We start from the raw sequence: 12696 nt of genomic DNA on the forward strand, positions 1-12696 counted from the left end.
CATAAACCCAGTTTCAAGGAAAGCACCCCATGGCGTCACACGGATTGATTCTGGCTCTCGGCCTGCTCGTGGGATTGAGCACGGCCGCTCACGCCGAGCCACTGGACGAACCGCTCAAGCCGCTGCCTGCCGTTCCGAACCTGGACCCCAAGCGGGTCCAGTTGGGCCAACGGCTGTTCAATGACCCGCGGCTGTCGGTCAACAACACGCTGTCCTGCGCCAGCTGCCATCGCCTGGACAAGGGCGGTGCCGACGACAAGGCGTTTTCCCTGGGCTTCGACGGCAAGCCGGTGGAAGTCAATACGCCCACCGTGTTCAACGCCAGCCTGAACTTCCATCAGTTCTGGGACGGCCGCGTCGACAGCCTGGAAGAACAAGTGCACATGGTAGTCATCAGCCCGACGGAAATGGGCAGTACCTGGGAAACGGTGGTCAAGCGGATCGCCGATGATCCGGACTATGCCAAGGCGTTTTCCAACGCGTATCCCGACGGGGTGAACGAACCCAACATTCGCAACGCCCTCGCCGACTACGAGCGCACCCTACTGACCCCCAACTCGCGCTTTGACCAGTATCTGCTGGGCAACACCGACATCCTCACGCCTCGGGAAAAATTCGGTTACCAGCGTTTCAAGGAATACGGCTGCATCGCCTGCCACCAGGGCGTGAACATCGGCGGCAACATGTTCCAGAAGTTCGGCGTCATGGGCGATTACATCGCAGACCGCGGCAACCCCACCCGGGCGGATGAAGGGCGCTTCAACGTCACCGGCGACGAAGCCGACCGCCAGGTATTCAAGGTGCCGAGCCTGCGCAACGTGGCTGTCACCGCGCCGTATTTCCATGGCGGTTCCGCGCCGACCCTGGAGAAGGCGGTCGAGGTGATGTTCAAGTACCAGTTGGGCCGCGAGCCCCTGAAAAACGATACGGAGCTGATCGTCGAGTTCCTCAAGACCCTCACGGGTGAATGGGAGGGCAAGCCGCTATGAGCCTCTCCCGCCGCCTCGGCCTGGCCTTCATCGGTGTATTGCTGGCCTCGATCCTGCTGTTTATGTACATCGAATCCGGTGCCCAGCAGGCCGCCTCGCACATTGAATCAAGGGACCTGATCCGCCTGCTCAAACAGCAGGATGCGATCTGGGATAACGAAGTGCTCAAGTCCCGGGTTGCCCTGAGCCGCAATTACGATCCGCTGGTTTCACCCTTGAATGAAATGGCACGCCTATGGCAGCGCCTGGATGCGATCGAGTCGGAAACGGGACGTCACGCGCCCTCGCTCTGGTCAACCCAGCGCGACGAGTACCTCAAGGCAGTCAAGGAAAAAACCCGCCTGGTGGAGCAGTTCAAGTCCCACAACGCGGTGCTGCGCAACTCCCTGGCCTTCCTGCCCACCGCCGAGGACGACATCCAGCGGCAATTCGCCCAACTGTCCGACGAAGACAAGCTCCGGCTGCAAAGCGCCATCATCGACACCTACGACCTGTTGCTGAGCACGCTGGAGTTCGCCCAGGTCACCACCCAGGACCAGGCTGCCGAAATCCTGATGGGTCTCAACCAGCTGGACATCAACAAGGAGCGACTGCCCGCGGGGCTCGTCGGCTCCGTCGATATTCTTCGCCGACATATCGCGCTGATCCTTCGCGAGCAACCGTTGGTCAATCAATTGATGCACGATTTCGACGCAGTCCCTCTCGCTCCTCGGTTGGATACCATCACCAACCTGTTGGAAAAGGACCAGGAGGTCGCCGCCGCCAAGCACCAGCGCAACCACATTCTGCTGCTGGTGTTCGCCACCTTCCTGGTGCTGATATTGATCTGGCTGGCCGTCCGGCTGGTGCGCAGTTTCAGCGAAATCAAGCGGGTCAACACTGCCCTGCAAACCGCCAACGACGAACTCGAACAACGGGTCGAGGAACGGACCCGCCAGCTCAAGGACACCCAGAGCGAACTGATGGACACCGCCCGCCAGGCCGGCATGGCGGAGATCGCCACCAACGTCTTGCACAACGTGGGCAACGTGCTCAACAGCGTGAATATCTCTGCCGACCTGGTCAGCCGCAAGCTGCGCAGCAGCAAGGCCCTGGGGCTGGGCAAGGCGATGAACCTGATCAACGAGCACAGCCACGACCTGGGGCATTTCCTCACCGAGGACGAAAAAGGCAAGCTGCTGCCCGGCTACCTCAACCAGTTGGTGGAAGCCATCGCGGTGGAACAACAAGGCCTGACCGACGAACTGGCGCAACTGAGCAAGAGCGTCGACCACATCAAGGACATCGTTTCCACGCAGCAGTCCTACGCGGGCGCCAACACCTTGATGGAACCGCTGGTGGTCAGCGAACTGCTCGAAGATGCCCTGCGCATGAACTCCGGCGCCCTGACCCGCCACCATGTGACGGTGATCAAGGAGTACGGCGAGGTGCCACGGATCATGGGCGACAAGCACCGCCTGCTGCTGATCCTGATCAACCTGATCAGCAATGCCAAATACGCCATGGCCGGGGTTTCCAACCATGCGCGGAACATGACCCTCAAGGCCACGGTCGTAGACGAAGAGCTGCAGATCAGTGTCAAGGACGAAGGCGAAGGCATCCCGGCGGAAAACATGACGCGCATCTTCGCCCATGGTTTTACCACCCGTAAGGACGGCCACGGGTTCGGCCTGCACAGTTGCGCACTGGCGGCGATTGAAATGAACGGCCACCTCACCGTACACAGCGAGGGGCCCGGGACCGGGGCGACATTCGTACTGCAACTGCCCCTGAAACTCGCAGAAGGTGAGCCATGAACAGCATGAGTAACCGGCGCATCCTCTTGATCGACGATACGCCCGCCATCCATGACGACTTCCGAAAGATCCTGACGCCAGAAGAGGAAAGCAACGCCGAACTGCAGGACATGGAAAGCGCACTGTTCGGCGAAGCACCGAAGGCCGTCACCACGGTGTTCGAACTGGATTCGGCCTACGGCGGCCAGGAGGGCCTGGCCAAATTGCAGCAGGCCCTGGCAAAGGAGCGCCCTTATGCCCTGGCGTTTGTCGATATGCGCATGCCCGAAGGTTGGGACGGCGCCAAGACCATCGAGGAGCTGTGGAAGGTCGACCCGCAACTGCAAGTGGTGGTCTGCACCGCGTACTCGGATTATTCCTGGGACGAATTGCTCGACCGCCTGAACGGCCACGACCGGCTGCTGATATTGAAAAAGCCCTTCGACAACATCGAAGTCCAGCAGATGGCCAACACCCTGACCACCAAATGGGAAATGACCTCCCGCGCCCGTTTGAAAATGAACAAGCTCGAAGACCTGGTGGAACAACGCACCCTGGCGTTCAAGCAGGCCAGCGAGCTGCTGCAGATGGAAATCGACGAGCGCAAGCTGCTCGAGACCCAACTGGTGCAGTCGGAAAAACTCGCCTCCCTGGGTCAACTGGCGGCTGGCGTCGCCCACGAAATCAATAACCCGATCGGCTTCATTTCGTCCAACCTTGGCGCCCTGGGTGGTTATTTCAGCAAGCTCGAGGAAATGCTCCAGGCCTATGGCAGCGCCGAGCAAGCCATTGCCTCGCCGGAGCTGGTGATGAACCTGAAGAGCCTGCGCCAGGAGGTGGAACTGGATTTCCTGGTGGAAGACATTCCGGTCCTGATCAAGGAATCCAAGGACGGCATCGCCCGCGTCGGGCAGATCGTCAAGGACCTCAAGGACTTTTCCCGGGTGGACTCCAGCCAGGAATGGCAGATGGCGAATTTGCAGCAGGGCATGGATTCGACGTTGAACATCGTCGCCAACGAAATCAAGTACAAGGCCGATGTGGTCAAGCAATACAGCCCGCTGCCGGAAGTAGAATGCCTGCCCTCGCAGATCAACCAGGTGATCATGAACCTGATCGTCAACGCCGCCCAGGCCATCGGCCCGGAGCGCGGCACCATCACCCTGCGCAACGGTGTCGAAGGCGACAACGTCTGGATCGAAGTCGCTGACAACGGCTCGGGCATCCCACCGGAAACCCTGCAGAAAATCTTCGACCCGTTCTTCACCACCAAACCCATCGGCCAAGGCACGGGGCTTGGGTTGTCGTTGTCCTATGGCATCGTGAAGAAACACAACGGCGAAATCACGGTGAGCAGCGAAGTGGGCGTGGGGACGACGTTCCGGGTGGAGCTGCCGGTGCGGCAGATGAAGTTGGCGGGGTGAGTTACCCCACCGCATAGCTGCTGCGAGGGAGAGCTTTTTGTGGCGAGGGAGCTTGCTCCCGCTGGGACGGTCCGACGCCTCGGGCGCAGCAGCCCCAAGAGTGGCGCCGCGCTACAACAGTCAGACCGCGCCAGCCGGTTTTACGACTGCTGCGCAGCCGAGCGGGAGCAAGCTCCCTCGCCACGGGGTGGCATTCCACGCTAATGTCTCGCCAATCGCCCTCCCCCAAGGAACCCGCATGAGCCTATCGTTGCTGAGCCGCTACGCCTTCTTCGCCGGCTGCGTGATCTTCACCCTCGCCAGCCTGCCGTTCCTGCAACACGACTGGCTCTGGCCATTTGCGCTGGTGACCGGGCTGCTGAGCCTGCTGGGGCTGTTCGACCTGTTGCAAAGCCGCCACGCCGTGCGGCGCAACTACCCGATCCTGGGCAACATTCGCTACCTGGTCGAAGGCATCCGCCCGGAGATCCGCCAGTACCTGCTGGAATCCGACAGCGACGCCCTGCCCTTCTCCCGGGCCCAGCGCTCGCTGGTGTACTCCCGGGCCAAGAACGAAAGCGCCGACAAACCCTTCGGCACTCTGATCGACGTCTACCAGACCGGCTTCGAATTCATCGGTCACTCCATGCGCCCGGCGCCGCTGAGCGACCCCAGCGGCTTTCGCGTGACGGTCGGCGGCCCGCAATGCACCCAACCCTATTCAGCCTCGGTGTTCAACATCTCGGCGATGAGCTTCGGCTCCCTGAGCGCCAACGCCATCCGGGCGTTGAACCAGGGCGCCAAGCTCGGCAATTTCGCCCATGACACCGGCGAAGGCAGCATCAGCCCCTACCACCGCGAACACGGCGGCGACCTGACCTGGGAGTTGGGCAGCGGCTATTTCGGTTGCCGTACAAGCGACGGGCGCTTCGACCCCGAGCGCTTTGCCGTCCAAGCCCGGAACCCGCAGGTGCGGATGATCGAAATCAAGATGAGCCAGGGCGCCAAGCCCGGCCACGGCGGGATCCTGCCCAAGCACAAGGTCACCCGGGAAATCGCCGAGACCCGTGGCATCCTCATGGGCGAGGACTGTGTATCGCCGTCCCGCCACAGCGCGTTTTCCACGCCGATCGAACTGATGCAATTCGTCCAGCAATTGCGCGAACTGTCCGGTGGTAAACCGGTGGGCTTCAAGTTCTGCCTCGGGCATCCGTGGGAGTTCATGGGCATTGCCAAGGCCATGCTGGAAACCGGGATCCTGCCCGACTTCATCGTCGTCGATGGCAAGGAAGGCGGCACCGGCGCCGCGCCAGTGGAATTCACCGACCACATCGGCGTGCCGCTGCGCGAAGGCCTGCTGTTCGTGCACAACACCCTGGTGGGCCTGAACTTGCGCGACAAGATCAAGCTCGGCGCCAGCGGCAAGATCGTCAGCGCCTTCGACATCGCCAGCGTCCTGGCCATCGGCGCCGACTGGGCCAACGCCGCGCGCGGCTTCATGTTCGCCATCGGCTGTATCCAGTCGCAAAGCTGCCACACCAACAAATGCCCCACCGGCGTCGCCACCCAGGACACCCTGCGCCAACGCGCCCTGGTCGTCCCGGACAAGGCCCAGCGCGTCTACAACTTCCACCGCAACACCCTCAAGGCCCTTGCCGAAATGCTCGCCGCCGCGGGGCTGGAGCATCCTTCGCAATTGCAGCCCAAGCATTTGGTAAGGCGCATGTCGGCGACCGAGATCAAGCTGTTTTCGCAGTTACACGTGTTCCTGAAACCTGGGGAATTGCTGACCGGCGAAGTGAATGGACAGTTCTATTCGCGGATGTGGCAACTGGCGCGGGCGGACAGTTTTGAGCCGCAGGAAATCGTGGCCGCATAGCTCGTAAACACACTGCTCCCGCTGGGCCAGTAGGCGCTGGAGCTATGTAGGAGCTGTGTAGGATCTGCCGAGTGAAACGAGGCTGCGATCTTTCCACCGCCAATTGAATCGAGAGCGAACATCAAGATTAAAAGATCGCCGGCTCCTACATTTGAATCAAGAGCGAAACATCAAGATCAAAAGATCGCAGGCTTCGCCATCCAATTTCAGAGCCGAGCGGGAGCAAGCTCCCTCGCCACGGGTGCATCATTCTTCCGGATGCCCCGCTTCCACGTCCTACCTGTAGGTTCTGACAGTAGACGACGACTTCCCAGCGATTGACCATTCACCCCAACGGCTCACTCGTCACGGAAGGTGCTTATGTTGACCCGGCGCGATCTGGTTGGTTTTGCTTCGCTTTTTGGGGTATTGGAGGCATTCAAGGTTGTCGATACGGCTGCCAGGCAGCCCTCGCCAAGCGGATCGAGGGGTTGACGCCATGGACCGGACTCGCCTGGCCTCGGCAACCCTTCTGGGTACCTTGATCCTCTTCACATGGCTTGAGTCGATGCTCCACGCCGATGAACAGTCGCAGAAACTACAAGACGCGGCATTCAAGGAACCGGAACAAGCTGTAGCCCGTCGCCAGGTTCAGCAAGAAATACAAAGCGACCGCCACCCATCCAGGCGAACTCAACGCATCGCCGATCGAGCCGATGCCATAGCTCGCAACACCCATCGAGCAATGGAACAGCAGATAGCCGCGCCATGACTTCCCAGGCTCAAAGATATAAAGCGCCGTCACGTAAAACGAAAACACCGCAGCGACGCAAAACGCTGCGAAGTTACTGGTTGCCTGGGTCAGTCCAACGGCGCCATACAGCAGGAAAAAAATCTCGCCATGAATCAACCCATTGACCAGGACGATCATCGTCAACGCAGAGAAATCCTTCATCGTATCTGCCTTGTCATTTACCGTCAGGGGTTTCCAAACTAGGCCAGGGTCACACGGCGATCTACTGTCAGGTCTTACAGGTCGGGCACTGATTCCGACGGACGGTCGTTCTTATCCGGCGTGTCAGCGACAACGTTCGACATCGACGAACAAACACAACTTGGACACGACATCAGGATCGCCCTGGGGCTTTTTCATCGAGATATATCCGCTGTCGTGGATGACGAAGAGGTCATAAAAACGAGTGGAAACAATCGGCGAAAAATCCCCCCGTCGAATCGATGCAATCACCGTGGGATCCTTGGCCAGGTACACATTGGTAACGCCCGCTCGCGGCAAGCTTTCAGGAAGTAATACATAGCCCACGCCCAGCACATATTGCTGAGCCGGCATCGCCGCGAATAAACCGCTGGCTGCCGGGAGCCAGTTGGCTTTCAGCTCGGGGATCATGTAGATGCGATCCTTATCGCGCAGCGGCGAATGGTTGATGTCGTAGGCCAGCGAGGCCAACACAACGGCCTCCTGTTGTTTTTGCAGCGAGAGGACGCGCCCGTGTCCGAACGAAAACGACAACATCGCCAGTAATGGAATCAACAGGACCAATCCCAAGCGTGCATGAAGGCGCATGAGTATTTGCAGACTCAGAAAAAACACCAGCAACAACAACGCCGAAAAAGCCACCAGCGTCCTGGCGCCGTAGTTGAACTCGGCGAAAAAAAGCGTGATGCCAGGGATACAGAACAAGAGCACCGCAGGGGCCAGCAGATAACAAAACAACAGCGGTGCTTCTCGCCAGGGAGATTCCGCACGACGAACTAACCCGATGCCTCCCCACACGTACCCAACCAGCGTCAGCAACGCACCGCCCCACACCAATGCCTGGGCGCCTTCGGTAACCCAGCCATCGAACATGCGCGCCAGAAACGAAAGGCGATTTCCAATTTCCAGCAGGCTGCTGATGCCCAACGGCAACAACACCTGACGCGCTCCCGTCATGAGTTGATAAGCCGTGAGGTAATAAACCGATACGCCGACACCGATTGCCACCAGCTTGCAGCCGATCAACCGCAACACTTGCTGCGAAGGCTTGCCCTGCCAAACCAGGCGGATCACCTCAACACAGCACACCGCGATAAAAAAACCGATAAGCACTTGGTAGATGGACAGTGCCAGCGCCAATAACAATGCCGGAACCAGGACGTTTCGCCAGGTCCTGTCAGATGACCAGATAACGGCATGAATAAGCGCCACCAATCCCAACGCCATGGCCGGCCCGTCATAGTGATAAGACAGGTTCTGCAAGAGAAAAGGGTTGTACCAGATGGGCAGGACGACCAGGCAATGAACTAACGTCGGTCGTTCGAAATAGAAAAAAACCAGCGATCTCAACGCAAACGAAACAGCGGTCGTCGCGATGAACAATGGCAAGGGAAACAGATCCGCTGATGTCGAGCCGAACGAGAGGACGTTGTAGAACCACTCGATGACAACGCGCCCCTCCTCGCGCCAACCTCCTCCGGCCATCAGCGCCCGCCAGTTGTCGTCGTTGTAGAAATAATCAGCCTGCACCAAGGGAAAGATGAAAAGAAAACTGGCCGCCAGGAAATACAGCAACACTTCCCGTGGCATTAAGGTTCTTGCCCACAGGAACTGGCTCACGGCTCATCTCGCATCTTGGGTTGGCCGCCCCGGATCATTTCCTTGATGACGTATCGGGGGCGATGTTTGGTCTCCAGATAAATTCTCCCGATGTATTCACCCAACACACCGATGCCGATCAGTTGCACCCCGCCGAGGAACAGGACCGCGGTCATCAGCGATGGATAACCTGGCAGATCGCTTCCGAAGATCAACTTGTCCAGGATCAGGTAGGCGGCATACAGCAATGAGATCAACGAAATGCAGCTGCCCACGTAAGTCCACAACCGCAACGGCACGGTACTGAACGACGTGATGCCTTCCAGGGCCAGGTTCCACAATTTCCAGCCGTTGAACTTGCTGTTGCCCGCCGCGCGGCCCGCGCGGTCGTATTCGATGATGACGGTATTGAAACCCGCCCACGACAACACGCCTTTCATGAACAACTGATACTCGGGAAGCGTCTTGATGACTTCCACGACCTTGCGGTCCATCAAGCGAAAGTCCCCCACGTTCTGTTCGATATGGGGATAGGCAATGCGATTGAGCAAACGGTAGAACAGCGCCGCGCCTCGGCGCTTCAGGTAACTGTCGGACGAACGATCGCGACGCTTGGCCAGCACCACTTCGGCGCCTTTTAGCCATTGCTCGACCATGCGCGGAATCACGTCGATGGGGTCCTGCAAATCCACGTCCATCGGGATGACCACATCGCCGCTGGCGTGCTCGATGCCGGCGAACAAGGCCGGCTCCTTGCCAAAATTACGGGAGAAGTTGATCAGCAGGACTTCGCTGTCCGTCAACGCTATCTCTCGCGCCAGGCCGGCGGTCTGGTCGTTGCTGCCGTCGTTGATGAAGACAATCTCGACGCAATGATCCTTGAGCTGCGGATGCTGACGGACACTTTCGTAGAAGAGACCGATGGCCTGTTCTTCGTTGTACACCGGGACAATCAGCGAGATCTTCATGGCCGATGTCCGCGAAACACGACGAACCGGGAAAACAGGAAACCAAGTACCAGGCTCAACAGCGAAAACGCCGCCACGGTCAGCAGGCCATGGAGGTGCCAGCGATCCCCCAAGTGACCGACGATGAAGCTGAGCGCGCCCATGACGCATAGGAAAAGCACATAACCCGGCACGGAGAGCTTGGCCTCAAAGGTGTAGAGCGCGTTGGCATAAAAAGAAAAGGAGGCGGCCACGCAGAAAGCGATGAAGTTACTCGTCGATTGGTCGAGGCCGAACGCCACGCGCAGCACAAAGAAAATCTGCCAATGGATCAGCGTATTGGCCAACCCGACGAGCGAATAGCTGAAAAAACCGTTCCATATCGCTTTCATAAGCCCCTCCAACGGCCGTGCTGTCGGACTACGTTGAATCCAGGGCCCCGTCAGCACGCGGACTATCGTTAGAAGTAACAGGCGCTCCACAGTTCAGGAAAAAGAAAGCCCCGGTCGTGGACCGGGGCTCTGGTTTACATCGCTATCGACTCAGGAAACCGAACGCACGGCTCCCCGCACATTCCCGGTCGGCTGCAACTTGAAGGTGTAAAACAACACCGTCAGCAGCACCAGAAATGCCGGGCCGATATACAGCGCCACGCGGGTGTCGGGGAAGTACGCCATCAGGCCCACTACCAACACCAGGAAAGCGAGCGCCAGGTAGGAGCTAACCGGGTACAGCCACATGCGATATTTCAGTGCGGCACGCTCGGAAGCGCTCAGGCCTTTGCGGAATTTGAGCTGGGCCAGCAGGATCATCACCCAGGTCCAGATCGCGCCGAAGGTGGCGATGGAAGTCACCCAGACAAAGACTTTTTCCGGCACCAGGTAGTTGAGCAGCACGCCCAGCAGCAAGGCGGCGATGGACAGCAGCAGCGCGCGGCGTGGAACGCCGTTGCTGGAGGTCTTGGCGAAGCCGGCCGGGGCCTGGCCGTTCTGCGCCAGGCTGTAGAGCATCCGCCCGGTGCTGAAGATCCCGCCGTTGCAGGACGACAGCGCGGCGGTGATCACCACGAAGTTGATGATGCCGGCGGCGGTCTTGATGCCCAGGCGCTCGAAGGTCATGACGAAGGGGCTGCCCTGGGTGCCGATTTCGTTCCAAGGGTAGATCGACAGGATCACGAACAACGCGCCGACGTAGAACAGCAGGATCCGCCAGAACACCGAGCCGATGGCGTTGGGGATGGTTTTCTGCGGGTTGCGCGCTTCACCGGCGGTCAGGCCGATCATCTCCACGCCCAGGTAGGCGAACATGACCATTTGCAAGGACATCAACACGCCGGAGACGCCGTTGGGCATGAAACCGCCATGGGTCCACAGGTTGGAGATGCCCAAGGCCACGCCGTCATTGCCGAAACCGAAGGCGATGATGCCGACGCCACCGATGACCATGGCGATGATGGTGACGATCTTGATCAGGGCGAACCAGAACTCGAATTCGCCGAAGGCCTTCACCGCGATCAGGTTGATCGAGCCCATGCTGACCAGCGCCGCCAAGGCCCAGATCCAACGGGGTACATCGGGGAACCAGATGCCCATGTACACCGCCACGGCGGTGATTTCCGCCACGCAGGTCACCAGCCACAGGAACCAATAGTTCCAACCCGTCAGGAAGCCGGCCAGCGGGCCGAGGTAATCCTGGGCGTAGCGGCTGAACGAACCGGCCACCGGGTTGTGCACGGCCATTTCGCCGAGGGCGCGCATGATCACCAGGATCGCCAGGCCACCGATGATGTAGGACAGCATGATCGCCGGGCCGGCCATTTCGATGGCCTTGGCCGAACCGAGGAACAGCCCGACACCGATGCAGGCGCCGAGCGCCATCAAGCGGATATGCCGCTCGCCGAGCTCACGTTTGAGCGGACCACCCTGCGCGGTCTCGCCATGGGGCAGAGGATTGCCGACTGGCATAGGGATACAACCTCGTCTTGTTATTGGATTGACCACCGAGTCTCCAAAGCCGCAGGCGGGTGGGCCTGCAAGCCTTGCCGAAACCGGGCCTGCCTTGTGGGCAGGCCGTCCTGTGGGACAACAACCTCAGGATCAGCGGGTCGTGCAGTATAAAAAGCCGGGAACAGAAAGTTTCACTGTAAAAGCAGGTTAATTCAGGGAATGCCTAAGCCGATGATGGCTTTATCAAGAGGGATTATCTGAACCAAGGGCCTTTTTGAAGCGACGACGAGTATTGCACAGTGATGGTGCAGCGTCATGTCCTGGCATGGGGTGATGGCTCTGGTTCAAGGCTTTCAGACCATCGTGACTAGGGGATCTAATTGTGATTAAGGGATCTGATTGTGGCGAGGGGATTCATCCCCGCTGGGCTGCGAAGCAGTCCTAAAGCCTGACAGCTCGGTGGATCAGACAGATTGAGGTGAATGTTTGGAAGGGCTGCTGCGCAGCCCAGCGGGCATAAATCCCCTCGCCACGGATGAATGTTTCGCCACCGGGGCTCATTGCTAAACCCAAGTGGCTCATAGCCACGCAGCGTCCCACAGCGGATAGTCGCCAATGCGACTCACCAGTCCCGCGCGAAGCGGATTGGCAACGACGTAGCGCGCGAAGTGCCGCACATCCTCATCATCTCGAATCGCGCGGTCATGAAAGCCGCTTTGCCAAAGTGGACCAGACAGTCCGATCTTTTTATTGACGCTATGGGTGCATCGAGCTTTGGTAACGCCTACGACGTGACTGAGATGACCATCAATAATCTGCAGCAACCAGTGGAAATGATCCGGCATCACCACCCAAGCCAAAGAATTCACCTGACCGGAATCATGAGCACGTTTGAATTCAGCGACCAATAGCCGTCCGATCTTCCAATCTGAAAAAACCGGTCGCCGCTGATGAACGACAGCAGTCACCAGATAAGCTCGTTCTGGCTCCGAATAACGACCTCGACGCAAGCGATGGGAATTTGGGCGTGGATGCATTCCTTGCTTCCTTTGAATGGGCTTGAACGCAGCGTAGCCACGCCGATGTGATGTCAACGCCGCAAACGTCGAGTGAAATTTCCGAAACTCGCGTAATCCCTTTGATGAGAAGGATTTATCTGTGGCGAGGGGATTCAGCGAAACGTCG

10 protein-coding genes are annotated in these 12696 nt (G+C 59.1%); 4 read left to right on the forward strand and 6 right to left on the reverse strand.

All coding sequences use genetic code 11. The features are described from left to right. The first annotated feature begins 29 nt into the window (after window positions 1-29). From AB4N42_RS26100 to AB4N42_RS26115, 4 genes are all read left to right on the forward strand, one after another. Window positions 30-989, forward strand: coding sequence for a cytochrome-c peroxidase (locus AB4N42_RS26100; RefSeq protein WP_460115551.1), 960 nt, complete (start codon window positions 30-32; stop codon window positions 987-989). Then, window positions 986-2785, forward strand: a complete 1800-nt coding sequence (locus AB4N42_RS26105) for a DAHL domain-containing protein (protein ID WP_460115552.1) — start codon at window positions 986-988, stop codon at window positions 2783-2785. Before AB4N42_RS26100 ends, AB4N42_RS26105 begins: the two co-directional genes overlap by 4 nt. Beyond that, window positions 2782-4188: an ATP-binding protein gene (locus tag AB4N42_RS26110; protein WP_030138528.1), complete on the forward strand. Its 1407-nt coding sequence runs from the start codon at window positions 2782-2784 to the stop codon at window positions 4186-4188. Before AB4N42_RS26105 ends, AB4N42_RS26110 begins: the two co-directional genes overlap by 4 nt. 238 nt (window positions 4189-4426) lie before the next feature. Further along, window positions 4427-6046, forward strand: coding sequence for an FMN-binding glutamate synthase family protein (locus AB4N42_RS26115; RefSeq protein ID WP_198796553.1), 1620 nt, complete (start codon window positions 4427-4429; stop codon window positions 6044-6046). A gap of 577 nt (window positions 6047-6623) precedes the next feature. Here the strand turns inward: AB4N42_RS26115 and AB4N42_RS26120 are convergent. The 6 genes from AB4N42_RS26120 to AB4N42_RS26145 form a co-directional block, all read right to left on the reverse strand. Further along, the gene (locus AB4N42_RS26120) at window positions 6624-6980 is read right to left on the reverse strand and encodes a polysaccharide synthesis protein GtrA (RefSeq protein WP_217861336.1); all 357 of its coding nucleotides are present in this window, start codon (window positions 6978-6980) and stop codon (window positions 6624-6626) included. A 123-nt stretch (window positions 6981-7103) separates the two neighbouring features. Next, window positions 7104-8639: a glucosyltransferase domain-containing protein gene (locus AB4N42_RS26125; protein ID WP_460115553.1), complete on the reverse strand. Its 1536-nt coding sequence runs from the start codon at window positions 8637-8639 to the stop codon at window positions 7104-7106. Continuing rightward, window positions 8636-9586: a glycosyltransferase family 2 protein gene (locus AB4N42_RS26130; protein WP_217861334.1), complete on the reverse strand. Its 951-nt coding sequence runs from the start codon at window positions 9584-9586 to the stop codon at window positions 8636-8638. Before AB4N42_RS26130 ends, AB4N42_RS26125 begins: the two co-directional genes overlap by 4 nt. Continuing rightward, a complete protein-coding gene (locus tag AB4N42_RS26135) occupies window positions 9583-9957 on the reverse strand; it encodes a GtrA family protein (RefSeq protein ID WP_198796557.1) in 375 nt (124 codons plus the stop codon). Before AB4N42_RS26135 ends, AB4N42_RS26130 begins: the two co-directional genes overlap by 4 nt. A gap of 150 nt (window positions 9958-10107) precedes the next feature. Further along, window positions 10108-11529, reverse strand: a complete 1422-nt coding sequence (locus AB4N42_RS26140) for an amino acid permease (RefSeq protein WP_323154213.1) — start codon at window positions 11527-11529, stop codon at window positions 10108-10110. 560 nt (window positions 11530-12089) lie between these two features. Beyond that, window positions 12090-12548: an REP-associated tyrosine transposase gene (locus AB4N42_RS26145; protein WP_407682731.1), complete on the reverse strand. Its 459-nt coding sequence runs from the start codon at window positions 12546-12548 to the stop codon at window positions 12090-12092. Window positions 12549-12696 lie beyond the last annotated feature (148 nt).

This window comes from Pseudomonas sp. H2_D02 (genome assembly GCF_054677635.1).